Source organism: Streptococcus sp. HMSC034E12, assembly GCF_001835915.1.
GTDB lineage: Bacteria > Bacillota > Bacilli > Lactobacillales > Streptococcaceae > Streptococcus > Streptococcus vaginalis.
Genome location: NZ_KV826461.1, coordinates 1 through 25517, shown reverse-complemented (window position 1 = coordinate 25517; position 25517 = coordinate 1). Strand labels below are relative to the sequence as shown.

Here is a 25517-nt window from a genome sequence, read left to right as displayed (position 1 = left end):
AATTATGTCCACGATTATTGTATTTATCATCATTTTAGTTTTAGCAGGTGCAGCTATGCACCATATCATCAAAGGAAAAGGACGCTGTGGCGATTGCGACTGCCAATGTGAAATCAAAGAAAAAATGAGACAAAAATAAAGAGAAAACTAAAAATATGCCAGAGGTTGTCAGGTTATTTGTTGTATGATTTATTAAAAAAGGAGAACACAACATGGTAAGACCTACTAGCAAGACTGAGTTGATCAGTGCAGCGACGCAGCAATATGCAAAGCTGCAGTCATTGATTTCCCAATTAACAGAAGAAGAGTTAAAGACTCCATTTGATTTTTCAAAAGATGAAAAAAAGACAGAGGCGCATTGGAAGAGGGATAAAAACCTCAGAGATGTTCTCATTCATCTTTATGAGTGGCAACAATTGCTTTTGGATTGGGTGCATTCCAATCAAAATGGTGTCGAAAAATCGTTTTTGCCAGCAGCTTATAATTGGAGAAGTTATGGTGAGATGAATGTGGCATTTTGGCAAAAACATCAACAGACACCGCTAGAAAAAGCAATCAAGTTGCTTCATCAATCACAGGAAAAAGTGCTAACCCTGGCTGAAACCTTTACAAATGAAGAGCTGTTTTCAAAGGGCATCTATAAATGGGTTGGTGGGAGTACCCTTGGCTCCTACTTTGTCAGCTGCACATCGAGTCACTACGACTGGGCCATGAAGAAGCTGAAAGCACATCAAAAGAACTGTAAAAATCAGTAAACAATCAGTATGGTTGGGAGCAAAAAAGAGGGCAACAATAGGCAAGTGAGCCACATCCAATGTGCTTCATTTCGTCCGCCGGGCTGACGGAGCAAACCAAAAGTAGTTTATCTCGTCCACCGGGTCGACGTGGTAAACTAAAAGTTATTTATCTTTTCGACTGGGTCGACAGAGCCAATCCAAAGCGGTTCATTTTATCGACCAAGTCGACAAAGCGAACCTCACGTCATTTCATCCGAGAGTCAGTCTAGCTGTTTATATAGTAGATTGAATCTAGAACAGTACGCCGTGGTTGCTAAAATATTTCTATACATTAATTTGACTTTCCTAATCAATTTGTTCACATCTTATTTCAATCTACTATAAAATAAATCGGTCCGTCAACTTAGCTGACGGACCGATTTTGTCTGAACTCATTGATATCTTATTTGCTGTTATCTCCCATTAGTAAGTCTTTTGGTTGCTTACTAAGGAGCGTGATTGAAGCAATGAGGACGGAAACGATGATAATGGCAAGTCCAAAGATGACCACCTTGGTCATATCATCAGGAGATACATGTACATTGAGGCTAGTGAGGGTCTTGTTAAAGCCATCCACTTCAGCCCCGCCTCCAAGATTGGCGCTCTTACCTTCTCGAGCTAGTTTTTCAGCAATACTACTGGTAACTTGTTTTAAAATGCTATTTCCCATCACCTTGCTGACAGCACTACCTGCAAAGTAAGCACCAATGAAGCTAAATATACTTACAAAGAGAACTTCTGTGATAAATTGGAAGAAAATCTTTGTTTTGCTAATTCCCATTGAAAGCATGATTCCCATTTCTTTTCTACGACCATTGATCCATAAGAACAAGACTAGCGTAAGAACAATCGCTCCAAAGATTAGAGTTCCGATTAAGAGGTTTCCAGTAACGCCGTAAATACCGTTAATAGAAGATTGAAGTGCTGGGAAGTTGCTTGTGCTCTTAACAAGGGTGTAGGCTTCCCAATCAATAGATGATATTTCTTTTACTTTCGCCATCACTTTATCAATATCTTGGCTACCATTTACAAAGAAAGTAGCATCTTGATAAATAGCGTTTTTATCTGTTGAACCTTGTAAAGTTTTAGTCGTTTCTAAGTCTGTGATAAAGGTATTTTCATACAATTCTTGAGGACTAGAAACGCCTCCTTTATTTTTCCCGTCAAAAATTCCGATAACTGTCACTTTAGTCGTTTTATTAGATTTGCAAACGTTATCATAGTCATAAGTATTCGATTTTATATTAATCGTATCGCCGACTTTAAGTTTGTTCTTTTCTGCAAAATCTTTATGAATTAAAGCAACATTTTTGTCATTTTTGTTGATATGTCTACCTTCAACTAGTTTGAAGGTTTCTGCGGTAAATTTATCATCTTTAGATGAATCGTTGATACCTGTTGCCATAATGGCACGGCCGAATTTTTGTTTTCTATCTTCGCTTTCAAAGTCGGTTTCTCCAGATTCAACCAATTGGTGATCAATTAAGTCAGCGATAACATTCATTCGTTTGATGTAGCCAGAGATACCTTTAACTTTTTCCACAGCTTCGATATCTTCGCCTTTAAGATTTCCTGCTCCGCGAGGGGTACCTTGGTTCACTTCGCGGTTAATCTGCATTGAGAAACTGCTAGTGATATTTTTGAAAGTCTCTTTTGAAGCAGCGTCTGTTGCATTTTTAACAGCAATACTGCCAAGTGTTAAAGTAGAGATGGCTAACAGGATTAAAAAGATAATCAGTGTTTTTATTTTTTTGCGCCATACATAGGCAAGGGCGTTCTTTATCGTTAACATATAATTTCTTCTCCTTGGAGCTCTTATTTATAATTCTTAGTGACTTCGACTAAGTTCTTATTGCTTAACTCTAAGACGACGTCCGCTTTATTAGCTAACTCTTTGCTGTGTGTCACCACAATCACACATTTATTTTTTTGTTTAGCTGATTTAATTAGGACTTCAATGATGTCCATGGCAGTACCTTCATCTAAGTTCCCAGTTGGTTCATCTGCTAAGATAATTGGTGCTGTAGATGCAAGAGCGCGTGCAATAGCAACCCGTTGCTGCTGGCCACCTGATAATCGTAATACGTTACGATGGATTTCTTTTTCGTTGAGTCCAAGTTGTAACAAGCTATCTTTATTTGCTTGAGAATTCACGAGTCGAACATTCTCCATCGGAGTTAAGTAATCGATTAAATTATAATTTTGGAAAACCAGGGAGATTTGTTTCCGTCTGTGATGGTTATAGCCTTTTTGAGCGATGTCTTGATCTTCAAAGAGGATTTTTCCTTTTGTAGGAGTATCAAGTCCTGCAAGAAGGGAAAGCAAGGTTGATTTTCCTGCACCAGATTTCCCTATAATAGCATAAAATTTTCCTTCTTCAAATGAAGCTGTGATCTGATTCAATACATTTTCTTGTAGGCTATTGTATTGGTAACTAACTGAATCCATTTTTAAAATTGTCATGTTTTGTCTCCTTAACTTATATCGGTTAAAATATCTTTTGGTTTTTTATGTAGGATAATAGAAGATGAACCTACTACTGCAAATAAAATAATGATGAGCAGTATTCCATAAGTCATCAGAATAGTAGAGGTATGTAAGTGCGGAACGATATTTTCAAAAATAGCGGATGAGCTATCTTGTTGTTGACCGCCTTTTATAAACCCTTTGAATACCATAGTGGAAATATAAGAGCCACTAATAGAAGCTAGTGCCGTACTAAATACTGATATGATAACCAGTTCCAGTATGAATTGAGAGATAATCATCGCTTTTGAAATACCGAGAGATAATAGTACTCCGATTTCATAAATCCTTTCTCTCAACCAGAACATGAGAATCAAGGAAAGAACGATGATACTTCCAATAATGATACTGAAAGTTAAAACATTAATAATCTGTTTGAAACTGGTAACAGAAGAAGAAACTGCTTCAAAAGCTTTAGAGTTTTTAACAAGATCAGTTTGCTTCCAATCAATTTTTGACTTTTTGACTGTATTGATGACTTTATCAATTTGATTTGGATTTGATACGAAATAAACGGCTGCAGATAATTTATAATCAGCTGGTTTGTAGCCTTGTAAGTATTGGCTCGATTCATAGTCCATATAGACAGTATTTTCTGTCGCATCTGAGCTTAAACCGGTTTGTTTCTCTTCTTTTTTTCCGGAGAAGATACCAGCAATTTCAAACTCTACTTCATGGAGTTGTTTAGCATCCTCATCCTTTAAGGAGGCTCCCTTTAGTTTTAGTTTATCTCCAACTTTTAAATGGTTCTTTTTAGCTAATTTTTCATGGATGAGAATCTTAGATTTATCGTCTTTACGAATTGGCTTTCCTTGTTCAAGCTTGAAAACACCACTTGCAAAGGTTGTTTCTAGAGTAGAATCACTTGTTCCTAATGCTGCGACTAGGTTGTTGAGGACAGGGTTTTGATTGTCTCTTGTGACACCTTGTTTTTTCTTGACAACAGTTTTATCTGTCAAACTTGCTAAAGCATCGTATTTGAAGTTGAATTTTGAAATTTCTTTATTCTCAAGTAATTTTTCTGCTGTTTTTAGTGAAAGTGGTCGTTCAAGTGTTTTGCTAGTTATTGTAAAGCCAGTATTTGATGCGTCATAGATTTTCTTTTCGATATTATTAGTCGCTCCCATAATAGAAAAGCTACTAGTTAAGGCAGTTGAAATGAGAGTAAGTATCAGAAATACAAGAAGAGTTTTAACTTTTTTTCGACTGATGTAATGCAAAGATTGTTTCACTACTTGCATTGTCTTCTTCCCTTCTTTAAATTTTTAAACTAAATTGGTACCGTGTTCTATGTTAAAGCAGTTACCTTAAAATAGTTTTAAGGTTTAAGATAATTTTAAGTTTTTTGGCTCCTTTTTTTCTGTTTTTTGTGTAAATTTTCATAAAATAGTAGAAAAAGGTGGAAAGACAAGGTTGGTTTCGCTCTATAACTTTCTATAAAAAAGTCTATAGGACAAATGAATGAATTTCTGCTATAATAGAATGAAGAAAATAGAAATGAGAGTTATATGGCAAAGATAATCGACGGAAAAGCTTTGGCAGAAAAATTACAAGCACAATTAGCAGAGAAAGTTCGTAAATTAAAAGACCAAACAGGCTTAGTTCCTGGACTTGTAGTCATCTTGGTCGGCAATAACCCAGCTAGTCAAATCTATGTGAGAAATAAAGAACGGTCAGCTTTGGCTGCAGGACTTCGAAGCGAAGTGGTGCGTCTGCCAGAAACAACTAGTCAAGAAGAATTGCTTGCTTTGATAGACCAATACAATCAAGATTCAGCTTGGCACGGGATTTTAGTTCAGTTGCCACTGCCAAAGCATATTGATGAAGAGGCAGTGTTGTTAGCAATTGACCCTGATAAAGATGTGGACGGCTTTCACCCAATGAATATGGGACGCCTTTGGAGTGGTCATCCTGTCATGATTCCCTCCACACCTGCTGGAATTATGGAAATGTTTCATGAGTACGGTGTAGAATTAGAAGGTAAACGTGCTGTTGTCATTGGACGGAGTAACATTGTCGGAAAGCCCATGGCACAGCTTTTACTTGCTAAAAATGCAACAGTAACTCTGACGCATTCACGGACACATCACTTGTCAGAGATTACAAAAGAAGCTGATATTTTAGTTGTAGCTATTGGTCGCGGACATTTTGTGACTAAAGATTTTGTCAAAGAAGGCGCGGTCGTGATTGATGTAGGTATGAATCGTGATGAAAATGGTAAATTGATTGGCGATGTGAAATTTGATGAAGTATCTGAAACCGCAAGTCTCATTACTCCTGTACCAAGAGGGGTTGGTCCGATGACCATTACCATGCTCATGGAGCAAACCTATCGAGCGTGTAAACGGAGTTTGAAAAAATAAGAATGTCATGGGAGTGGGACAGACAACAGCCATGATTATACTACAAACTCCCCCACAGAAAGAGTGTAATCGTGAAAATTACGTATAAAAATGGTATTTCGTAAGAAATCAAATTTGTTGCCCCAACCTGCAAGGTTGAGTAGGTTTGTAAAAGCTGATATCATCAGCATAATAAAGGCCACTCAATTGCGTATTGAGTTTTATTCTAGAAAGTAAACGAGTCTGAGACAAGAATGTCCTAGACAGGTCTTTTTTCCTTTATATAAAATAGAGGTAGACAAGGGGAATCGCAGTATGCAAAAGGAGAAAATAATGGAAGTGGTCAATTGTACATTATTGGAAAAGGTCGTTCAGCCACGTGCACTCCATAGTCACAAGGGGGATTACGGTCGCTTGTTGTTAATTGGCGGGACATATCCTTTTGGTGGAGCGATTATCATGGCAGCCTTAGCTGCAGTTCATAGCGGAGCTGGTCTAGTGACGGTGGCGACGGATAGGGAAAATATCGCAGCTCTCCACGATCATTTACCAGAAGCAATGGCTTTTGATGTACAAGATAAAAAGCTATTGACCGAGCAAGTCCAAAAAGCAGATGTAGTATTGATTGGATCAGGTTTAGCTGAAAGTAAACTTGAAAAAGCCGTTTTGCGGCTGGTAGTGAAACTTGTCAGTGAACATCAAGTCTTCATCATGGACGGTGGAGCTATTTCCCTCTTTAGCAAAGAAGCTCTGCCAATTCCAAAAGCACAGACGATTTTTACCCCACATCAAAAAGAGTGGGAGCGGTTGAGCGGACTAAAGATAGCTGAGCAAACGGTTGAAAAAAGCCAAGAAGCTGTTAATTCCTTCCCTGCTGGAACTATCGTTGTTCAAAAGAAGCACGGAACGACTATTTTTCAAAGTGGAAATGGAAACCATTTTCAACTGACTATTGGTGGTCCTTATCAAGCAACGGGTGGCATGGGAGATACTCTGGCAGGCATGATTGCGGGTTTTGCAAGGCAGTTCAAGACTAGTTCTTTACTGGAACGTGTAGCAGCAGCAGTCTATCTGCATTCAGCCATTGCAGAGGAGTTAAACAAAGAAAACTATGTAGTCTTGCCAACGGAAATCAGCAAAGAAATCCCTAAGTGGATGAAGAAGCTAGCTAAAAAAGAAAATATGTTATAATGAAAAAAACTGAAAAAGCATTTAAAAAATTGGAAAGTTTAACTTTTATTAGCTATTTATAAAAGTAATATTTAGCTCATGAGGTTTAGTACAAGTTGAAAGGGAGAATAAACTTTTTCAATATCCACTATCTTATGAAAATTCATTGTATTTAATGAGGTTGAGATGTTTTATCTTGACCTTATTTTTTCTGCCTTACAAAAATGTCACTTTTCTTTCTGAAAATGTAAGTTTATGTAATGGAAAGAGTGGGAAAATTTCAGTAAGATTATGCTAGTTGAAAAAAAGAAATGGAGAATGTATGATGTTACAATCTTTAAAGAAAATATCGAATGCAACGAACTTGAAAATTTTAGCTATTTTACTTGTGTTTTTAGATCATATCTACGAAATGTTTGGCGCTTTTGGCGCCCCGATGTGGATAACAATGCTAGGACGCGTAGTTTTTCCTCTTTTTATGTTTCTGGCAGCTGATAGTTTTTATTAGACTTCCTGCGAAACTAAAATCCTAGCTCACGGTTGATAATGCCAGCAATCAAATTCATTCGTAATCCAAACCGTTTGCGTCGATTTCGATAGGTTGTTGAAAATATTTTAAACGTTTTTACTTTGGCAAAAATATTCTCAACCTTGATTCTCTCTTTGGATAGCGCATGGTTATAGGCTTTATCTTCAAGAGTTAGTGGCTTCAGTTTGCTTGATTTCCTCGGAGTTTGCGCTTGTGAATACATCTTCATGATCCCTTGATAACCACTGTCTGCCAAGATTTTACCAGCTTGTCCGATGTTTCTGCGGCTCATTTTGAACAACTTCATATCGTGGCAATAGTTCACTGCAATATCCAAAGAAACAATTCTCCCTTGGCTTGTGACAATCGCCTGAGCCTTCATAGCATGATATTTCTTTTTACCAGAATAATTGGCTAGTTGATTTTTACCTCTGTTGCATCCACAATCACCGTATCCTCAGCACTAAGATGAGTTTTTGAAATCGTAAAACCACTTTGAATAAGAGTTGATTCAATCCATTGACTCCGACGGATTAAGTTGCTTTCGTGAATGCCAAAATCAGCCGCAATTTGTTCATAAGTGCGGTATTCTCGCATGTATTGAAGAGTAGCCACGAGGAGATCTTCTAAGCTTAACTTAGGGGTTCGTCCACCTTTTGCGTGTTTACGTTGATAAGCTGTTTTTAACACAGCTAACATCTCTTCAAAAGTAGTGCGCTGAACACCAACAAGGCGCTTAAATCGTGCATCAGTTAATGGTTTACTTGATTCATAATTCATAGTTTTATTGTATCATATTTTGTTTCGCAGGAAGTCTATTGTACGCATAATCGAAAAGCTTATTTGAAACGGTTGCTCTTTATGACATGGTTTATGATTATTGGAAACATGATTGTCAGTCAATTTTTCACTAATGGTCAAGTTGGGCTGGCGAATAATGCTTTTGGCGCCTTTTTCTTAGCGGGCATATCTATCTGTGCTTAGGATTTGATGGTTGAGGGTATGAAAGAAAAGAAACTTTATTCATTCTGGAAAGGATTGGGCCTTTTTCTTTTACCGATTCTTCTGGCTCTGCCGGCTTTGTTTCTATTGGGTTATCTAGCCAGTGAAAATATATCACCTCTGATGGTTCAAATTATTGCTTTTTTTATCATGGCCATTCCAAACATTATCGTGGTTGAAGGAGGGGATGTCATGGTTTACCTTGGCCTTTTCTTTTATATCTTCCGCAGACACCGCATAGCACAAATGGTGACATTAACACCAGTCTCTTTATTTGTGTATCTAACAGATCCAATGTCTGTGCAATGGATGATGGTTTTTGCGGTTATTCCAATGTATTTTTACAACGGTGAAAAAGTCGTGGTATGAAGTTATTTTTCTATCCTGTGCATATCTATCTTTTGTATATTTTGGCAAGTTTGTTGGGCTAGGCTCTGCTTAAGATATGGGAAACTAGTCTTTCCTTTTTCGTTGAGGGCTGGAAATGATTTTTTATAGATTGTTTGGTATAATAAAAATTATGAATAAAGAAGCATTACAGGAAATGAAAGGAGAGGAATGTCTGAGTATTTATCCGTGTCAACCTTGACCAAATACTTAAAATTAAAGTTTGATAAAGATCCTTATTTAGAACGAGTTTATCTGACGGGGCAAGTTTCTAATTTTCGTAGGCGACCTAATCACCAATATTTCTCTCTCAAAGATGAAAAAGCAGTCATTCAGGCAACAATTTGGGGTGGTGTTTATAAGAAGTTAGGTTTTGACTTGGAAGAGGGTATGAAGGTTAATGTCATCGGTCGTGTTCAACTATATGAACCAAGTGGATCTTATTCTATTATCATTGAAAAAGCGGAGCCAGACGGTATCGGAGTTTTGGCAATTCAGTTTGAGCAGCTCAAGAAAAAGCTAGGCGAGGAAGGGCTTTTTGAGGAGTGCTTTAAGCAAGCTTTACCGCAATTTCCAAAGAAAATTGGAGTAGTGACCAGTCCTAGTGGAGCAGTGATTCGCGATATTATCACAACTGTTAGTCGCCGTTTTCCGGGAGTTGAGATAATTCTTTATCCGACGAAGGTGCAAGGCGAAGGAGCTTCTACTGAAGTAGCAGAAAATATTCGTCGTGCTAATGGGCGAAATGATTTAGATTTACTCATTATCGGTCGAGGTGGTGGCTCAATTGAAGATCTCTGGGCGTTTAATGAGGAAGTGGTTGTCCGTGCAATTTTTGAATCGCACATTCCGATCATTTCGAGTGTGGGGCATGAAACAGATACGACCTTGGCAGATTTTGTTGCAGATAGACGGGCTGCAACGCCGACTGCGGCTGCTGAATTAGCAACACCTGTAACAAAGCTGGATCTCCTAGCACACTTGCAGCAGCAACAAAATCGGTTAGCAACTGCCACATCGAATCGTCTTACTTACAATCGTGAGCGATTAGCTAAGCTGAGTCAGTCTGTCATTTTTCGACAACCAGAACGACTGTATGATAGCTACCTGCAAAAATTAGATCAACTAAATTTACGGCTCAAGCAAAAAATTCGCGAATATTATAACGAGGAAGTGCAGCGGGCAAGGCTTTTACAACATCGTTTGGAGGCTCTAGCTCCTTTAAGGCAGGTTCAGATTTATCAAGAGCGTGTAGCTCAGTTGGAACGGCTTCTGCGCAGTAATATGGCAGTTGTTTATGACCATAAAGTGGCTGAAGTCAAGCGTCTGTCTGACGCTTTGCTCATGCTGGATACTAGCCGAATTGTGGCTCGGGGTTATGCTATTGTCAAAAAAGATGAACAGGTGTTAGAATCTATTGAGAAAATCAATAAAAAAGATCAATTAACCATTTTGATGCGAGATGGTCAGATAGAAGTTGAGGTAAAAGATGTCGAAAGAAAAGAAATTTGAAGAAAATTTAGCAGACTTAGAAGTTATCGTACAGAAGTTAGAAAACGGAGATGTGGCTTTGGAAGAAGCGATTTCTGAGTTTCAAAAGGGGATGCAGCTCTCAAAAGAATTGCAAAAAACACTAGATCAGGCAGAAAAAACGCTGGTAAAAGTTATGCAGGCTGATGGCACAGAAATGGAAATGGAATGAAACAAGACGAAAAATTAGCTAGAATTGGACAGACTATCGAGGGATTTTATGCTCAAAAAGTGGTGTCCGCTGATTTGATAGAAGCAATCCTCTATTCTGTTAATGCAGGCGGTAAGCGAATTCGTCCTCTTTTACTTTTAGAATTATTAGAAGGTCTAGGACTGGAACTGACAGAAGCACATTTCCAAGTGGCAGCAGCGCTTGAAATGATTCATACAGGCAGCTTGATTCATGATGATTTGCCGGCTATGGACGATGATGATTATCGTCGTGGTCGCTTGACCAGCCACAAGAAATTTGGCGAAGCAATGGCTATTTTAGCAGGAGATTCTCTCTTTTTGGATTCTTATGCCTTGATAGCAGAAACGGCACTACCTAGTCAAATCAAGGTAAATTTGATTGCAGAATTGTCATTAGCAGCTGGAACTTTTGGTATGGTCGGAGGTCAAGTCCTTGATATGCAGGGCGAAGGAAAGGACATCAGTTTAGCAGAGCTGCAGAATATTCATGCCAATAAGACTGGTAAACTCCTGACCTATCCTTTTATTGCTGCGGGTTTGATTGCGGAAGTGGCACAGCCACAGCAGGAAAAATTAAGAAAAATTGGTCAATTACTTGGTTTAGCTTTTCAGGTGCGAGATGATATTTTAGATATCACAGCGAACTTTGAAGACTTGGGGAAGACACCGCAGAAAGATGTGGCAGCAGAGAAAGCCACCTATCCAGCCATTTGGGGTTTGGATGGAGCAAAGCGATTCTTTGAAAAACAGATAGAGGAAACAGAGCATTTATTGGCAGAATTAGAAGTAGAGCTTGCTTTTTCAGGCGCGGCTATCAGAAAGATAATAGAAAGTTTAAAACTCAATGACGAAAGAAAGAGTAGATGTTCTAGCTTATAAGCAAGGGCTTTTTGAAACAAGAGAACAGGCCAAGCGCGGTGTGATGGCGGGCTTAGTCGTTGCTGTTGCGAATGGTGAGCGTTTCGATAAACCTGGCGAGAAAATTGATGAGACCACTGAGTTAAAACTCAAAGGCGAAAAGCTCAAATATGTTAGCCGTGGTGGCTTAAAATTAGAAAAGGCTTTGCAGGTTTTTGAGATTTCAGTTGAAAATCAGATTACGTTGGACATTGGGGCATCAACGGGTGGGTTTACGGACGTCATGCTGCAAAATGGTGCAAGGAAAGTCTACGCAGTAGATGTCGGCACCAATCAACTGGCATGGAAACTCCGACAAGATGAACGCGTCATCAGCATGGAGCAGTTTAATTTTCGTTATGCCAAGGCAACTGATTTTGAGGAGACACCTAGCTTTGCCTCCATTGATGTCAGTTTTATCTCGCTTGGTCTCATTTTGCCAGCTCTGCATAAGATTTTGGCTGAAAATGGAAAAGTCGTTGCACTTATCAAACCTCAGTTTGAAGCAGGAAGAGAGCAGATTGGCAAAAATGGGATTGTGAAAGATAAAAAAGTGCATCAAGCAGTTTTAGAAAAAGTAACGGACTTTATGGTTGAAGCAGGATTTTCCGTCAAAGATTTAGATTTCTCCCCTATTCAAGGTGGGCATGGGAATGTGGAATTTTTAGCCTATTTGGAAAAAAATCCTCATCCTGAAAAACTAGTAAAAGCAATGATTACAACGGTCGTAGAGACAGCACATAAGGAATTTAAAGATGAATAAAAAGGAAAGATTAGAAAAAATTAGACATTTTGTGTCGGACTATGAAGTTGGGACACAAGAAGCAATTGTAGAATATCTGAAGAAATCAGGAATTACAGCAACACAGGCAACTGTTTCGCGTGATATTAAAGAATTGGGCATTGTCAAAATTCCGCTGAAAAATAACACTTATATTTATGAACTACCGAAATCAGCTAGTACGAGTTTGAAGTTAGCAGACAATAATATCTTAAAGTTTGAGCTATTGGGAAATATGATCAATCTCAATCTTGTCCCTGGAAGCACAGCTTTTGTGAAGCGACAAATTGTAGAAGATTTTTCTAAGGACATTTTTAGTATTTTAGCCGATGATGACACGATTCTCCTTATTTTCCGTAGTGAAGAAATGGCTCATCAGGTATTGGAACAAATCAGAAATTGGTAGATAGCCTATGTTACTTGAAATTTCCATTAAAAATTTTGCAATTATTGAAGAGATTTCCCTCAATTTTGAGCAAGGCATGACCGTTTTGACAGGTGAAACAGGGGCTGGAAAGTCTATTATTATTGATGCTATGAACATGATGCTAGGAAGCCGCGCGACAACAGATGTGATTCGTCACGGTGCATCAAAAGCAGAGATTGAAGGGCTTTTTGCAATTGAGCAGAGTAAGGCTTTGGTTGAAATTTTTGAGCAGCAAGGGCTTGATATGACAGAGGAGCTGATTATTCGGCGGGAAATTTTTCAAAATGGGCGTAGTGTCAGTCGTATTAATGGTCAAATGGTTAATTTGTCTGTCTTGCGAGCTGTTGGACAGCATTTGGTGGATATTCACGGTCAACACGATCAAGAAGAACTCATGCGACCGCAGCTGCATATTGCCATGTTGGACGAGTTTGGAGCTGACGCATTTTTCAAGCTCAAAGCTGATTATCAACAGACTTTTGACCAGTATCGTCAGTTGCGTAAGCAGATCTTAATAATTCAAAAGAATCAAGAAGAAAATAAAGCGCGGATTGACATGCTGGAATATCAAATTGCAGAGATTGAAGCAGCTAATTTAAAAGCTAGCGAAGATTTAGCTTTAAACCAAGAGCGTGATAAGTTACTCAATCATAAGCAGATTGCGGACACTTTGACAAATGCCTATGCCATGCTGGATGATGAAGAATTTTCTAGTTTAGCGAATATTCGTTCTGCCATGAATGACATGGAAGCTATTGAAGACTATGACGCCACTTACAAAGAAATTGCGACCAACCTTTCTGAATCTTACTATGTGTTGGAAGATGTGACAAAGCGTTTGGAGGATATTCTAGAAGACTTGGATTTTGATGGTGGCCGTCTCTTAGAAGTAGAAAGTCGCCTAGATTTAATCTATAGTATTACTCGCAAATACGGCGGTCAAGTAGATGATGTCTTAGCTTATTTTGAGCAGATTTCTAAAGAATATGCTCTACTTACTGGGAAAAATCTTTCATCAGATGATTTGAACAAAGAGCTGAAAAAGCTGGAAAAAGACTTGGTTTCTCTAGCAAGCAGTCTTAGTCAGGCTCGGCACGAATTAGCCCAGCAGTTAGAAGCAGAGATTCAGCAAGAACTGCAAGATCTCTATATGGAAAAGGCGAATTTTCGAGTTCAATTTATCAAGGGAAAATTTAGCCGCGATGGGAATGAACACGTTGAATTTTATATTTCGACTAATCCCGGTGAAGATTACAAACCGCTCGTTAAGGTTGCTTCAGGTGGTGAATTGTCTCGTTTAATGTTGGCAATCAAGTCTGCTTTTTCTCGCAAGGAAGGCAAAACCAGCATTGTCTTTGATGAAGTAGATACAGGTGTATCGGGACGTGTTGCACAAGCTATTGCTCAAAAGATTCATAAAATTGGCTCGAACGGACAAGTCCTCGCAATTTCGCACCTACCACAAGTGATTGCCATTGCAGATTATCAATTTTTCATTGAGAAAATATCTGATGAGCATTCGACCGTTTCAACTGTTCGCTTGTTATCAAATGATGAGCGTGTCGAAGAAATTGCCAAAATGTTGGCGGGCGAAAATGTGACCCAAGCAGCCCTCACGCAGGCTAGAGAGCTCTTGAAAAAATGAAATACTCTTTGGCTTGTGCTAAATGGGTTGTTATCAGGAGGTAATCATGACAAATTATTTTGTAATTGGTGATGTACATGGAAAAGCAAAAATGCTAAAAGAATTACTCAAAAAATGGGATGGAGAAAGTCAGCTCATCTTTTTGGGAGATTTGATTGACCGCGGCGAGGACAGCCGAGCGGTTTTAGAGTGTGTGAAAAGTCTTGTCGACAAGCAAGGAGCGATTTGTATTTCTGGGAATCACGAATACATGTTTTTAACTTGGCTGGACAATCCTGAGAGCGGCTATGCTCATTATCGTCGCAATGGCGGTGACACAACAATCAATTCTATTTTGGGGCGACCTCTAGATACTCCTGTTGATGGAGTTGAAGACGCAAAGCGCGTGTCGGAAGAGGCGCCAGACCTCGTGTATTTTATTCGTCAGATGCCTTTCTTTGTTGAAACAGATAACTATATTTTTGTACACGCTGGAGTTGACTTAACTTTAAAAGATTGGCATGAAACAAGCGATTATCAAAAGGTTTGGATACGTGAGCCCTTTCATCAAGGTCTCAATCACACAGGGAAAATAATTGTATTTGGACATACTCCGACTTTTTATCTTTTTTCTGAGATGCCTGGGACAAGTCGCCTTTGGCAAACGCAGGATCAAAAAATTGGCATGGATGGCGGAGCTGTCTATGGCGGTGTTCTCCACGGAGTTTTATTTGGAAATGAGGGAATTTTAGAACATCATTTCATCACAAATGATGGTTTCGCGGTAGAGGATAATTAGAAGTTGAGGATGATAAAAGAGCTGGAGAAAATTCATTTAAGGTTTTCTCCAGCTCTTTTATATTATTTCCCAGCTACATTTTTTACATCTTCAATCATCAATTTTGTGGATTCGAGTCCGCCTCCGCTTAGGTACCAGAGGTCGGATGTCAAGTTTACAATAGTTTTGTTTTTAGCAGCATTTGTTTCTTGGATCAGTGAGTTATTCAGTAAGTCTTTATTGGCCGAATTGTCCCCACCGATAGCAAGAGTGCGGTTCAGAACAAAGATAATATCTGGATTGATTTGTTTGATACTTTCAAAGCTGACTTCTTGTCCATGTCTTGATTCTTTGATTTTAGCATCTGTTGGTTTGAATTTCAAAGTACTGTAAAGGAAAGCAAAACGTGATTTAGCTCCGAAAGCAGATATTGCACCTTCATTTAACATCATCGCAAGAGCATTTTTATTTGACTTTTCATTGGCAGCAACAACGGTTTGAATTTCCTTGTCTAATGTAGCTAATTCACTTTTAGCTTTTTTGGTTCCGTCTTCTCCAAAGATACTTGCTAAAGAAAGGATGTTTTTCTTGGTAGAACCCCAGTAGTCTTTGTTGACTGTTTGGAATAATACAGTAGGGGCAATTTCCTTGAGTTTCTTGACATATTGAGCTGTACGACCAGAAGCAATAATCAAGTCTGGTTTTAAAGCTGCGATAGCTTCCATATTCGGTTCTTTCATGCTACCTACATTTTTAATGCTACTTGGTAAATTTTTTAAGTAAGCAGGCAGAGTTTTCTTTGGCATACCGACAATGCTGCTTTCTTTTCCTAAAGCACGAATGGTATCAGCTGCACCTAAATCCAGTGTTACAATTTTTTTAGGGTTGGTAGGGACTTTCACATCTCCATTTGCTGTTTTGATAGTGACTTCACTAGAAGCAGATGAAGAGTTTGTCGTTTTTGAATTGGACTGTTTATTGTCGCTGCAAGCAGCGAGTAGCACAACTGCAACAGCTGCGAAGAGAGATAGAAGTAGTGTTTTTGTATTCTTTTTCATTAAAATTCCTCCAAAATTAATATTTATAGGTAAATACAAACTTTTTTACCATTGATTTCCCCAAGGGTAATGTCCATTTCATACAATGGATCTAAAATTTCTTTTCTCATGACCTGATTGGTTGTACCTTGATAAAAGACTTTTCCGTCTTTAAAGGCGACAATTTCATCAACATACTGACTGGCAATATTGATGTCATGAATGACAATGATAATCGTTTTTCCTAAGTCATCAACGAGAGACCGCAAGATTTTCATCATAGAAATACTTTGCTTAATATCTAGATTGTTTAGTGGCTCGTCCAAAAAGATAAAATCAGTGTCTTGAGTGAGCACCATAGCGATAAAAACGCGCTGCAATTGACCGCCTGAAAGCGTATCAATGAAACGTTCTCGCAGATCAGCAATATCCAAATATTCCAATGCTTGCTCCACTTTTTTGAAATCTTCTTTTGTCAAACGATCCTGACTATAAGGAAAGCGACCGAAGGAAACCAATTCTTCAACCGTTAATTTAGATTGGTAATTGATTTTTTGTTTTAAAATCGTTAATTCTTTGGCCAACTCTTTTGAATTCCAAGCTTCAATTTCTTTTCCCTTGATACTGAGAAAACCTTGATCTTTCTTGAGCAAACGACTCATAATGGAAAGCAGCGTTGATTTTCCGGCACCGTTTGGACCAATAAAAGCGGTGAATTTGCTCGGTGAAATATTCAGTTGAATATCTTCTAAAATTGCTTGATTTCCAAATGATTTGCCAACGTTTTTTAATTGCATTCTAGTGTTTTACCTCCTTAGCTAAAAGATAAAAGAAGAATAACCCTCCGACAAGCTCAATGACCATGCTGACATTGATTTGGAGCTGAAAGACGCGCTCTACCAGCATTTGTCCAGTAGTTAGAGAGAGAAAACCGAGTAAAATTGCTACTGAGAACAACCATTTGTGTTGGTATTCTTTGATTAACAGATAGGCTAAATTAGACATCATAAAGCCGAAGAACATCATAGGTCCAACGAGAGCAGTTGTCGTTGAAGTCAGCAAAACAATTGCCCATAGTATCTTTTTTTGCTCTTTTTCAACTTCTACACCTAAAATAGTCGCTGTCTTTTTATCCAAATGAAAAACATTCAAAATAGCGTTCTTCTTTAACAAATACAAACCTGCTAGTCCAATGATGATTGCAGCGACAGATAGAATATCCATATTTATTCGTTGAAAGGAAGGAAATAGTTTTGTTTGCAGTTTATCATATTCATTAGGATCCATTAGCACCTGCAAGAATGTGCTGGCGCTTCTAAAGAGCGTCCCTAGTGCCATGCAAATCAATAAAATAAATACAAATCCTTGCTGGAGTAGCTTTTTTAATGCAGGTTGCAGGCAGAAAAAGAAGCCACACTGTATGAGTAAGACTAAGATAAACTCAAGCAAAGGATGACCAGTATTGCAGATGAATTTGCTAGCAAAGAAAAGATAAATCGTCTGCATAAAGACATAGAGAGATTCCATTCCAAGAATGCTTGGTGTTAAAAAACGATTCTCTGTGATTGTTTGAAAGCTGATTGTAGCAAGACCTCCAGCTATGGCGACTAAAAGATAGGCTAGTAACTTTTGCGAGCGCAATTTCATAATAAAACCTGTTAAAGGATATTCCATTGGCATGAGATATAACAAGCCACTCAAGCTAGCTAACAAAAGCAATAGAAGTAAGCGATTTCTTGTTTGACTCTTCATTTTATTCATGAGCAGCACCTCGCCACAAAAGATACACGAACGCCAAACTACCCAAAATTCCTAAAATCAAGCTGACGGAGACTTCGTAAGGGCGAATGACTAGACGAGCTACAATATCACAGATCAAGATGAGACAGGAACCAGTTAATGCGGTCAGTCCCTTAATGCGTGTGATATGGTCACCATAAAATTTCCGAATGATGTTTGGAACAATGACTCCGATAAATGGAAGAGAGCCGACTGTAATCATCGTCACACTTGTCGTCAATGCAATGAGAAACAACGTCATTCCTTCCATTTGGTAAAAGGAAATGCCTAGATTATGACTAGCGTCTTCCCCTAGATTCATAATGGTAAACGTGGCTGATAGCTTCCATACTGCAATCAAGATGATTAAACTTAAAAATAACCATTCATATTGATGTTTCTGAATCATGGAAAAAGAGCCTTGTGTCCATGAAGTCATGCTTTGGACAAGCTCAAAACGATAGGCAATGATTTCTCCTGCTGCACTAATCACTCCACTATAAATAATTCCGACAAGCGGTAACAACCATTTTTCTTTAAATGAGAATTTTCTGATAAGTCTAATAAAAATAATCGTAAAAAAAATAGCAGATACAAAAGCAAATAGCATTTTTTGCGCTAATGTGGCTGACGGAAAGAAAAATAAACTAAGCAACATACCAAATTTTGCAGCCTCGACCGTTCCAACCGTGCTAGGAGCAGCAAAATGATTTTGTGTAACAGTCTGCATAAGAAGCCCGGCAATGCTCATGCTAGAGCCTGCTAGGAGAATGCTGACTGTCCTTGGCAAGCGCGACTCTAAAAATAGCAGCCCAGTCTGCTTATCTCCGTGTAGCAGCTGCCACCACGAAAAGTGACCAGAACCAACTGTAATTGAAATCATAACAAGAGCAAGACAAAGAATTCCTAAAAATTTTGTCTGTTTCATTTATCAACCCTTTCTTCAAAGCAACAGCTTCAATAAGATACATCACTAGGCTAACAAAAAAATAAAACAGTGTCAATTATTTTCTGAAAATTTAATAATTCTGTTTATTTAGAAAAATAGAAAGCTCTACACACCTTTTACACATTTTATCCAGAAAAATTATTCCACAAAAAGTTATTTTTTTGATATAATAAATTAAATAGATAAAATTTATAAAAGTAGGAAAACTATGACAAAAATCAAAATTGTAACGGATTCATCTATTACGATTGAACCGCAAGTTGTAGAGGATTTAGAGATTACAATCGTTCCTTTGTCTGTAATGGTAGATGGTGTTGTTTATTCAGACGCTGACTTAAAAGAAGGAGAGTTTCTTCGTTTGATGCAGTCAAGCAAAAATCTACCGAAAACCAGTCAACCACCAGTTGGTGTTTTTGCAGAAATCTTTGAAACACTCGGAGAAACTGCCGATAAAATCATTTCTATCCATATGTCGCATGCTTTGTCTGGAACGGTCGAAGCTGCACGACAAGGGGCAACCTTGGCAAATGTAGATGTAACAGTGATTGATAGCTCTTTTACGGATCAAGCTTTGAAGTTTCAAGTGGTTGAAGCTGCAAAACTAGCAAAAGAAGGTGCAGACTTTGATGCTATTTTAGCAAGAATCGAAGAAGTACGTGAAAAAACAGAATTGTATATCGGTGTGTCAACGCTTGAAAATCTTGTAAAAGGTGGTCGTATTAGTCGTGTGACTGGGCTTCTCAGTTCGTTGCTTAATATTCGAGTAGTTATGCAAATGAAAAACAATGAATTACAACCGATTGTTAAGGGGCGTGGTGTAAAAACCTTCAAAAAATGGGTTAATGATTTAGTTGAAAGCTTAAAAGATAAAAAAGTGGCAGAGATTGGAATTTCGTATGCAGGAACTGCCGAATTGGCGAACGAAATGAAACAGATTTTGCAACCGTGTGTGGAAAAAACGATTTCTGTTTTGAAGACTGGTTCTATTATTCAAACACATACAGGTGAAAATGCGTGGGCAGTCCTCGTTCGCTATGAATAAGTTTGATATCTTTGGAAAAATTGAAAAAAGTTCGTTTTGTGCTTGACCTAATAACATTTTTTAGATATGATAATACTTGTTAGAGTTAGTGACTACTAATTCATAAAATATTTTGGAGGATTTGTTAAATGGCTAACAAACAAGATTTGATTGCAAAAGTAGCAGAAGCTACAGAATTGACTAAGAAAGATTCAGCAGCAGCAGTTGATGCGGTATTTGCAGCAGTAACTGAATACCTTGCAGCTGGTGAAAAAGTTCAATTGATTGGTTTTGGTAACTTTGAAGTTCGTGAACGTGCAGCTCGTAAAGGCCGCAACCCACAAACTGGTGCAGAAATCACAATAGCAGCTTCTAAAGTACCAGCATTTAAAGCAGGTAAAGCTCTTAAAGACGCTGTTAAATAATAGCGATTTAAAAAGCCTATTGCGTCAAGCTTTCTAGCTTGTACAATAGGCTTTTTCTTGTGTTTTGGGGCATTTTTGGGGCATAAAATCAATAGTTTTCCATGATGTCAGCCACATTTGACTTCATTTTCTTGGTGATGTGGGTGTAAATTTGAACAGCCGTCTTTGAATCAGCATGACCGACACGATCCATAATAGCTTTAAGTGGGACATTGTTTTCAGCCAGACGGCTGACTAGAGTATGACGGAAGATGTGGCTGGTAAGATTTTTCCGAATCGGCGTTTCCAATCGCTCGTTGGCAGCTTTAAGAGCTAGGTTGAAAGAGTTAGTTTGAATAGGAACTCCGTTTTTAGTTGTGAAAAGGTAGCCCATGTCTCTATATCGTAGATTGGTGTTTTTTTCCAGTTCATTCATGAACTCCAATTCTTTGAGGATTTCCATTTCACGGTTGGTCATGATTGTTTCCCGGTAGGAGGCAAGAGTTTTGGGAGTTGTTTTTTCGCCGTTACGGTAGCCCTCTGTGTGGTCATAGGTTCCGTGCAACTGTAGGATTCTGGTTTCAAAATTATAATTTGTTGGTTCGATACTGACTGCCTCACCAATACGGCAGCCATTTAGGCTCATGAACTCAGACAGTAACCCTAAACGGTAAGTGTTGGGGCGTCGATATAACTCTTTAAGAAGCGGTTGGATTTCATCCTCTTCAAGATATTTTTCTTCAATTTTCTTCCAATCTTCCAAAGTTTTCTTTATTCGCGGGAGCTTGGCCCGCCGAGACGGATTATCTTTAATAATATTCAGATCAACAGCGTAATCAAAAGCAAGGTTGAGCATAGATTTGTGACGTTCTTTCTTGTTTCTGGAGCAGTCGAGATTGTCTAGGTAAGTTTGGACATATTTGGGATCAATATTGACCACTTTTACATTCAGTCCAAAAGACTCTCTTATTTCTTTGATATTGCCCATTAACGAAGCGATAGACGACCGTTTTATCTCTTGCTGATAAAATCCCCACCACTGGTCTAAAAGAGCTGTAAAGAGCATTTCTGACGTTTTTAGGTTATTCAAAAGGTTAGTTATCTTAGTATCAAGTATCTTTTGGGCTTCTTTTCGTATTCTGGGGGTGTCTTTCTCCATGAGTATAGACGTTCTTTTCCATTTGTTGGTATAAGGGTCACGGTATCTTTCGATAAAATTTACTTTTCCGCTTTTGTGTTGTTCTACCCACATTGTGTTTTCTCCTTAAATTTGGTAAAATGGGTATAGGAAAACGACCTTTTGAATGGTTGTTTCTTATACAATCGTTTTTGCCTCACGCTCAGAGTCGCCAAACTTTGAGAGCGTGGGGCTTTTTTATTTAATAAATTTTTTCAAAAACCATAGTAGCTTGAATTCTATCACCACCACCTAGTCCTTTACTTCCGCCATTGCTAGTAGCAATGGTATGTAGACGATAACCTTTTTTGGCTTGTTTATTGATTGCATTTTCTAACTCTGTTAAATTTCCTGAACCAGTTCCAATAAATTTTTCTTTTAAAGTTACCTGTAATACGACGTAATGAAGATTCTCAATACCTGAAGCGGAAGAGAAAGATCCTTCTTCTTTTGCTTTGTCAAAAAATCCCATTTATTTACTCCTTGAATATTTTTTAGAAAATAGGGTGGCAACACCAAATGAAATGATACCAAGAATCAAAAAGAATATCCCTAAAACTGGTATCACAAACATCAATAGTAGACCTAAAATAATCATTACAATACCAGCCTGTTTATAGTCTTTTGTTGTGTAGTCTTTTGATTGTCGGATAGCTTTTTTCTTAACTTTAGCTGAACTTTTCTCTTTTGAAGATTTTACAATGTCCGATAATCCAAAAGTTGTTTTGCGATATACTTTGTTATACATTGCTTTTTTAGGTTTTTTAATCCAGCCTATTCCTTTTTGTCCATATCCTGGAATCACCGCTTTTTTTATTTGGCGCTTCCACTTTGATGTAGTCCTAGCTTTTAAGCTTCTTTTTAAACTAGGAGTTCTCATTCCTATTTTCATAAAACACTTCTTTATCTTTCTACCGGCATAAAATTGCCAACCACCTTACCGATGATACGGGGTTCTTCTTCCCATTTTGCGAATTTATCATCGTATTTGTCATTGATAGAGACGAGCCTTAGGCCATCTTTTTCTTTATAGACTTTCTTGATATAGCTTTGACCGTCCCAATCCACGGCATAAATGGCGCCATCATAGTCCCAACCAGTATCTTTAATAAGGGCGACAGATCCGTCAAGAAATTTAGGTTCCATGGAATCTCCATAGACCCAAGAAGCAAAGTCGTGGTCTATATCTTTGTTGTAGAATACGACATCGTAGTTACGATCTTCCATGTAGTCGTAACCATTTCCGGCAGATAATTTCTCGAATACATGATATTCAGTAAGCTGCTCGGAAATTTCTGTTTTCTGCGACCGTTTTTGTTCTTCTAGCTGCGTTTTAGCCGTGTCTAGTACAATTACCCTACGAGGTTCTTCCAAGCGCTCTACGGTCTCAGAAATAGCTTTTGCCGTAGTGGAAAGAGTGGGAGATGTGTTCGCAGAAGCAAATCTTGGGTCAATGTCGGATTTTAATAAACCAAAATAATCAGCTATTTTTTGGATGTTTCCAGGGATAGGCAAGGTATTCCCTTTTATATAGTCGTTAAAAGTACTTCTTGGAATATTGAGCGCGTCAGCTATTTGTGATTGTTTTAAATTTTTTTCAAATAAAATTTTTTGAAGATTGTTAGATACAACTTCCATCGCTTCTAACTCATGCGGAGTTAATTTTCCTCGTCCTCTAGCCATTTTTTTGCTCCTTTCTATTTATCCTTTTTACTATATAATACCGTTTTAAATCGTACTTGTAAACAAAAAAATATAAAAAAATCCGATTTTTTTCGTAAAAAGCTCTTGACATCCGGTTTAAATCGGATTATAATATAATCAAGCTTAGAGATAAGCAAATAAAATGAAAGGAAAAATCATTATGCTAAAGCGCCGGCGCAAGAAAAAAGACCCTTGGCTGACACAGCCAAGAGCCACAGTAATAGCAGCGATAATCGCACTTATCGCAGTTATACTCCAACTCTTATTTAAATAAGAGTCACGCCGAAGGAGTAGTAAGAACGGGGCGCAAGCCCCAACTCTTACACCGTCATTCTAGCATAATGCGAGGTGAAAAGCAATGGACAAAAACAAACTTTGGACAGTCGGAGGACTGGTCGCTGTTGGTGTGATAATCGCTATTGTGATTTGGAATTTGATATTTTAGAGGAAGCAAAATGAAAGATAATATTGATCGTGAAATCATTGTTATAGAACCTGGGTATTCTAAGGAACAAATCAAAAGGATTATCGGACATTATAACAAAAAACAAAAGGAACAAATAAAAATAACCACTTTTGAAAGTCCTAAAGTACCTGAAAGTGAATTATTTAAAAATGCCCTTTTAAAAGGGGTTGCTTATGGTGTTTTTATGTTATTTTTCGGCATTCCTTTTCTACTATGGGGAGTTTTATCTAACTATAGTACAAATGCTGCAAATGTTTATGGAATACTTGCGTTTATCTTTACTTTATTTGTTATTATTTCTCTTGAGGATAAGTAATTTTTACTTTCGTAGAAACTTATCTTTGATTTTTAATTTAAGTAAAAACCAAGTTTTTTTGTGAGAAAGTGAAACAACAAAGTCTTTTATAGATCTAATTCTATGTTGCCTCCAATGAACTTGAATGACTCTTACCCGCCCTTTCCTTTCTGCGGCGACATTTGGGTATGTATCTGGAACGGGATTGAAAGGGACTACTAAAAAGCGTTGTGGAGATTCAATTTCAAGAAAAAAATCATGTCTATATGTTCTAGGAAATTTGAAAGCAAAGTATCTAGCTTCTTTTGAATAAGGAGCAATGATAATAGGGAGATCAGAAGTCTTATCTTCTATCTCGTAACGGTTATGATTATTGCAATGAATAACTTTTATTTCTTTGTGAATAAATTCTCCCCAATCAGAAAGATGATATTGAAACTTATCTTGAGTAACCATTAAGCCTACTACAGTGAAAGGGAGAGATGATTCATTCACAAAAGTAATTTTGACAAACATTGTCTTAGAAGATTCGTCAAAAATCGCTTGACTGTTGGAAATCCCTATTTTATACAATTCACGATAATGCTTTATCACAAAAAGGTAAGTGGACATTAGGATAGATACTAACGAGATTACAAGTGCAAGCTGCATATTATTTCTCCAATCATTTTTATTACATTATACCACAGAAAAGGAGGTGAGGAGAGGTGCAGAAAATGACGTTACGAGCGCTACGAGTTAATAACAATTTGTCTGCTAAAGAAGCTGCTAAAAAAATAGGTATTCATCATCAAACTTTACTAAAATATGAACATGATAGTTCTAGAATTCCGCTAGACTTACTGCATAAATTAGCAAATTTATATCAGATTGATCCTAATTTTATTTTTTTAGGCCATAAATCCGATTTAAAACAGATTTAGAAAGGAGAAGACGACCGTATCGCCGTCACTGAAGTTTACTTCATTTGCGATATAAGTACCGTTAGCAGTATGAAATAAAAGCGCTATGGAATGTTTGCTAAACAGACTGTTAAGGTACGGTTCTAATTCGGACTTAGTCATGATTTATCCTCCTTCCTAGGTTGATAAGTCGATTATAACAAAAAAGCAACTGAAAAATCAGCTGCTTACCAAAAATACTAACTTAATTATAGCACAGAAAGGAACAATTTACTATGCCAAAAGCAGAAATAATTTACAGGCCTGCCAATCAGTCTGAAAAAGCAACATATGGCGACTATGCACACCTTTGCCAAATCTGGGAAGGGTTGACAGTCGGAACTGCTAAAGGTTGGGCGGCAGAAATGAGAGAACATCCAGACTTTCGACAATTCATTGACAACCCAACTCACAGAATCGTCTTTGTCAATTACGAAGGATTTCGCCTGTTCGTCAAATGGAAATCCCGTAACCGATACAGACCCAAAAAAGAAACACTGGCAGAAATGTTAGAGAACATTAAAACAGAAAAACGGTTAGGGGTGTAACATGCAAAACTACGAACAAATGCGCGTGATTATGAACTGGGAGCGCGACCATTACAGGCTAGGCAACGAATACAAGAATAAGCTAGCCAAGAAGCCAGTCGAAGTAGTCAAGCAGGAATTGGCTGAGATAGCCGAAGAATGGAATAGCGTTAGCTTTTCAGTCGTGCCAAAAGGCGCTATGAAGATTGACGGCGATAAAGTGACGATATTTAAAAAAGGAGAAGTCAAATGAAAT

34 protein-coding genes are annotated in these 25517 nt (G+C 38.0%); 20 read left to right on the top strand and 14 right to left on the bottom strand.

Translation table 11 applies throughout. The features are described 5' to 3' along the window. Positions 1-4 precede the first annotated feature (4 nt). Positions 5-139, top strand: a complete 135-nt coding sequence (locus tag HMPREF2574_RS10265; protein ID WP_003023693.1) for a FeoB-associated Cys-rich membrane protein — start codon at positions 5-7, stop codon at positions 137-139. Positions 140-212: 73 nt separating this feature from the next. Next, on the top strand, positions 213-755 hold the full coding sequence (locus tag HMPREF2574_RS08000; RefSeq protein WP_070812420.1) for a ClbS/DfsB family four-helix bundle protein: 543 nt from the start codon (positions 213-215) through the stop codon (positions 753-755). A gap of 424 nt (positions 756-1179) precedes the next feature. On the opposite strand, the gene HMPREF2574_RS07995 is transcribed toward HMPREF2574_RS08000, so the two are convergent. The 3 genes from HMPREF2574_RS07995 to HMPREF2574_RS07985 are packed head-to-tail and all read right to left on the bottom strand — an operon-like array spanning position 1180 to position 4543. Further along, the gene (locus HMPREF2574_RS07995; protein ID WP_070812419.1) at positions 1180-2568 is read right to left on the bottom strand and encodes an ABC transporter permease; all 1389 of its coding nucleotides are present in this window, start codon (positions 2566-2568) and stop codon (positions 1180-1182) included. Positions 2569-2591: 23 nt separating this feature from the next. Then, positions 2592-3239: an ABC transporter ATP-binding protein gene (locus HMPREF2574_RS07990; RefSeq protein WP_003030192.1), complete on the bottom strand. Its 648-nt coding sequence runs from the start codon at positions 3237-3239 to the stop codon at positions 2592-2594. Positions 3240-3250: 11 nt separating this feature from the next. Then, positions 3251-4543 carry an ABC transporter permease gene (locus tag HMPREF2574_RS07985; protein ID WP_070812418.1) on the bottom strand — a complete coding sequence of 431 codons (1293 nt, stop codon included), beginning with the start codon at positions 4541-4543 and terminating at the stop codon, positions 3251-3253. 267 nt (positions 4544-4810) lie between these two features. Between HMPREF2574_RS07985 and HMPREF2574_RS07980 the strand changes: the two genes are divergently transcribed. The 3 genes from HMPREF2574_RS07980 (at position 4811) to HMPREF2574_RS07970 (ending at position 7322) form a co-directional block, all read left to right on the top strand. Next, on the top strand, positions 4811-5665 hold the full coding sequence (locus HMPREF2574_RS07980; RefSeq protein ID WP_024052840.1) for a bifunctional methylenetetrahydrofolate dehydrogenase/methenyltetrahydrofolate cyclohydrolase: 855 nt from the start codon (positions 4811-4813) through the stop codon (positions 5663-5665). A gap of 312 nt (positions 5666-5977) precedes the next feature. Continuing rightward, a complete protein-coding gene (locus tag HMPREF2574_RS07975; RefSeq protein ID WP_070812417.1) occupies positions 5978-6835 on the top strand; it encodes an NAD(P)H-hydrate dehydratase in 858 nt (285 codons plus the stop codon). Positions 6836-7136: 301 nt separating this feature from the next. Then, a complete protein-coding gene (locus HMPREF2574_RS07970; RefSeq protein ID WP_070812416.1) occupies positions 7137-7322 on the top strand; it encodes a TraX family protein in 186 nt (61 codons plus the stop codon). Positions 7323-7335: 13 nt separating this feature from the next. On the opposite strand, the gene HMPREF2574_RS10260 is transcribed toward HMPREF2574_RS07970, so the two are convergent. Then, positions 7336-8123 (bottom strand): IS5 family transposase gene (locus HMPREF2574_RS10260; protein WP_373878901.1). Its coding sequence is split into 2 segments (ribosomal slippage): positions 7336-7760 and positions 7760-8123, totalling 789 coding nucleotides; the frame shifts between segments, so codons are not numbered across the junction. An 81-nt stretch (positions 8124-8204) separates the two neighbouring features. Between HMPREF2574_RS10260 and HMPREF2574_RS10935 the strand changes: the two genes are divergently transcribed. From HMPREF2574_RS10935 to HMPREF2574_RS07920, 9 genes are all read left to right on the top strand, one after another. Continuing rightward, the gene (locus tag HMPREF2574_RS10935; protein ID WP_257374288.1) at positions 8205-8327 is read left to right on the top strand and encodes a hypothetical protein; all 123 of its coding nucleotides are present in this window, start codon (positions 8205-8207) and stop codon (positions 8325-8327) included. An 18-nt stretch (positions 8328-8345) separates the two neighbouring features. Continuing rightward, positions 8346-8714 (top strand): conjugal transfer protein TraX, encoded by a 369-nt coding sequence (locus HMPREF2574_RS10680; RefSeq protein WP_257374287.1) that lies wholly within the window; start codon positions 8346-8348, stop codon positions 8712-8714. A 189-nt stretch (positions 8715-8903) separates the two neighbouring features. Further along, on the top strand, positions 8904-10244 hold the full coding sequence (gene xseA / locus HMPREF2574_RS07950) for an exodeoxyribonuclease VII large subunit (RefSeq protein WP_070584395.1): 1341 nt from the start codon (positions 8904-8906) through the stop codon (positions 10242-10244). Beyond that, a complete protein-coding gene (locus HMPREF2574_RS07945) occupies positions 10222-10434 on the top strand; it encodes an exodeoxyribonuclease VII small subunit (RefSeq protein WP_070812413.1) in 213 nt (70 codons plus the stop codon). The genes xseA and HMPREF2574_RS07945 overlap by 23 nt, the downstream gene beginning before the upstream one ends. Further along, entirely contained in the window at positions 10431-11333 is a 903-nt protein-coding gene (locus tag HMPREF2574_RS07940) for a polyprenyl synthetase family protein (protein ID WP_024052834.1), read from the top strand. The genes HMPREF2574_RS07945 and HMPREF2574_RS07940 overlap by 4 nt, the downstream gene beginning before the upstream one ends. Beyond that, on the top strand, positions 11299-12114 hold the full coding sequence (locus HMPREF2574_RS07935) for a TlyA family RNA methyltransferase (protein WP_024052833.1): 816 nt from the start codon (positions 11299-11301) through the stop codon (positions 12112-12114). Before HMPREF2574_RS07940 ends, HMPREF2574_RS07935 begins: the two co-directional genes overlap by 35 nt. After that, positions 12107-12538 carry an arginine repressor gene (locus tag HMPREF2574_RS07930; RefSeq protein ID WP_003031395.1) on the top strand — a complete coding sequence of 144 codons (432 nt, stop codon included), beginning with the start codon at positions 12107-12109 and terminating at the stop codon, positions 12536-12538. Before HMPREF2574_RS07935 ends, HMPREF2574_RS07930 begins: the two co-directional genes overlap by 8 nt. Before the next feature lie 7 nt (positions 12539-12545). Next, positions 12546-14204, top strand: coding sequence for a DNA repair protein RecN (gene recN / locus HMPREF2574_RS07925; RefSeq protein WP_070812412.1), 1659 nt, complete (start codon positions 12546-12548; stop codon positions 14202-14204). 46 nt (positions 14205-14250) lie between these two features. Beyond that, on the top strand, positions 14251-14982 hold the full coding sequence (locus HMPREF2574_RS07920) for a metallophosphoesterase (protein WP_070812411.1): 732 nt from the start codon (positions 14251-14253) through the stop codon (positions 14980-14982). 62 nt (positions 14983-15044) lie between these two features. On the opposite strand, the gene HMPREF2574_RS07915 is transcribed toward HMPREF2574_RS07920, so the two are convergent. Genes HMPREF2574_RS07915 through HMPREF2574_RS07900 form a run of 4 tightly spaced genes read right to left on the bottom strand, consistent with a single transcriptional unit; the run spans position 15045 to position 18705 of the window. Next, the gene (locus tag HMPREF2574_RS07915; RefSeq protein WP_070812410.1) at positions 15045-16019 is read right to left on the bottom strand and encodes a siderophore ABC transporter substrate-binding protein; all 975 of its coding nucleotides are present in this window, start codon (positions 16017-16019) and stop codon (positions 15045-15047) included. Between the two features lie 23 nt (positions 16020-16042). After that, positions 16043-16795, bottom strand: a complete 753-nt coding sequence (locus HMPREF2574_RS07910; protein WP_024052829.1) for an iron ABC transporter ATP-binding protein — start codon at positions 16793-16795, stop codon at positions 16043-16045. 1 nt (position 16796) lies between these two features. Beyond that, the gene (locus tag HMPREF2574_RS07905; protein WP_070812409.1) at positions 16797-17759 is read right to left on the bottom strand and encodes an iron chelate uptake ABC transporter family permease subunit; all 963 of its coding nucleotides are present in this window, start codon (positions 17757-17759) and stop codon (positions 16797-16799) included. Continuing rightward, a complete protein-coding gene (locus tag HMPREF2574_RS07900) occupies positions 17752-18705 on the bottom strand; it encodes an ABC transporter permease (RefSeq protein ID WP_024052827.1) in 954 nt (317 codons plus the stop codon). Before HMPREF2574_RS07900 ends, HMPREF2574_RS07905 begins: the two co-directional genes overlap by 8 nt. A 229-nt stretch (positions 18706-18934) precedes the next feature. Here HMPREF2574_RS07900 and HMPREF2574_RS07895 point away from each other — a divergent pair, with 229 nt between their 5' ends. Then, a complete protein-coding gene (locus tag HMPREF2574_RS07895) occupies positions 18935-19768 on the top strand; it encodes a DegV family protein (protein ID WP_024052826.1) in 834 nt (277 codons plus the stop codon). 128 nt (positions 19769-19896) lie between these two features. Beyond that, a complete protein-coding gene (locus HMPREF2574_RS07890; RefSeq protein WP_003023726.1) occupies positions 19897-20172 on the top strand; it encodes an HU family DNA-binding protein in 276 nt (91 codons plus the stop codon). Between the two features lie 88 nt (positions 20173-20260). Here HMPREF2574_RS07890 and HMPREF2574_RS07885 read toward each other — a convergent pair whose 3' ends face one another. The 4 genes from HMPREF2574_RS07885 to HMPREF2574_RS07870 all read right to left on the bottom strand — a co-directional run bounded on the left by HMPREF2574_RS07885 (position 20261) and on the right by HMPREF2574_RS07870 (position 23011). Continuing rightward, positions 20261-21403 carry a tyrosine-type recombinase/integrase gene (locus tag HMPREF2574_RS07885; RefSeq protein WP_070812408.1) on the bottom strand — a complete coding sequence of 381 codons (1143 nt, stop codon included), beginning with the start codon at positions 21401-21403 and terminating at the stop codon, positions 20261-20263. Between the two features lie 127 nt (positions 21404-21530). Next, positions 21531-21800, bottom strand: a complete 270-nt coding sequence (locus tag HMPREF2574_RS07880) for a DUF4177 domain-containing protein (RefSeq protein WP_070812407.1) — start codon at positions 21798-21800, stop codon at positions 21531-21533. Beyond that, positions 21801-22220, bottom strand: coding sequence for a hypothetical protein (locus HMPREF2574_RS10930; protein WP_070812406.1), 420 nt, complete (start codon positions 22218-22220; stop codon positions 21801-21803). It lies immediately after the preceding gene. 11 nt (positions 22221-22231) lie between these two features. Continuing rightward, a complete protein-coding gene (locus tag HMPREF2574_RS07870; RefSeq protein WP_070812405.1) occupies positions 22232-23011 on the bottom strand; it encodes a LexA family transcriptional regulator in 780 nt (259 codons plus the stop codon). A gap of 476 nt (positions 23012-23487) precedes the next feature. On the opposite strand from HMPREF2574_RS07870, the gene HMPREF2574_RS07865 reads away from it, so the two are divergent. Then, positions 23488-23814, top strand: a complete 327-nt coding sequence (locus HMPREF2574_RS07865; protein ID WP_070812404.1) for a hypothetical protein — start codon at positions 23488-23490, stop codon at positions 23812-23814. A gap of 3 nt (positions 23815-23817) precedes the next feature. On the opposite strand, the gene HMPREF2574_RS07860 is transcribed toward HMPREF2574_RS07865, so the two are convergent. Next, a complete protein-coding gene (locus HMPREF2574_RS07860) occupies positions 23818-24444 on the bottom strand; it encodes a hypothetical protein (RefSeq protein WP_070812403.1) in 627 nt (208 codons plus the stop codon). 56 nt (positions 24445-24500) lie between these two features. Here HMPREF2574_RS07860 and HMPREF2574_RS07855 point away from each other — a divergent pair, with 56 nt between their 5' ends. Next, positions 24501-24716, top strand: coding sequence for a helix-turn-helix domain-containing protein (locus tag HMPREF2574_RS07855; RefSeq protein WP_070812402.1), 216 nt, complete (start codon positions 24501-24503; stop codon positions 24714-24716). On the opposite strand, the gene HMPREF2574_RS10585 is transcribed toward HMPREF2574_RS07855, so the two are convergent. Beyond that, positions 24702-24857, bottom strand: coding sequence for a hypothetical protein (locus HMPREF2574_RS10585; RefSeq protein ID WP_167697707.1), 156 nt, complete (start codon positions 24855-24857; stop codon positions 24702-24704). The genes HMPREF2574_RS07855 and HMPREF2574_RS10585 overlap by 15 nt on opposite strands. 113 nt (positions 24858-24970) lie before the next feature. On the opposite strand from HMPREF2574_RS10585, the gene HMPREF2574_RS07850 reads away from it, so the two are divergent. Both HMPREF2574_RS07850 and HMPREF2574_RS07845 read left to right on the top strand, forming a co-directional pair. Then, the gene (locus tag HMPREF2574_RS07850; RefSeq protein WP_057489777.1) at positions 24971-25282 is read left to right on the top strand and encodes a hypothetical protein; all 312 of its coding nucleotides are present in this window, start codon (positions 24971-24973) and stop codon (positions 25280-25282) included. Between the two features lies 1 nt (position 25283). Then, positions 25284-25514 carry a hypothetical protein gene (locus HMPREF2574_RS07845; protein ID WP_070811614.1) on the top strand — a complete coding sequence of 77 codons (231 nt, stop codon included), beginning with the start codon at positions 25284-25286 and terminating at the stop codon, positions 25512-25514. Positions 25515-25517: the final 3 nt, after the last annotated feature.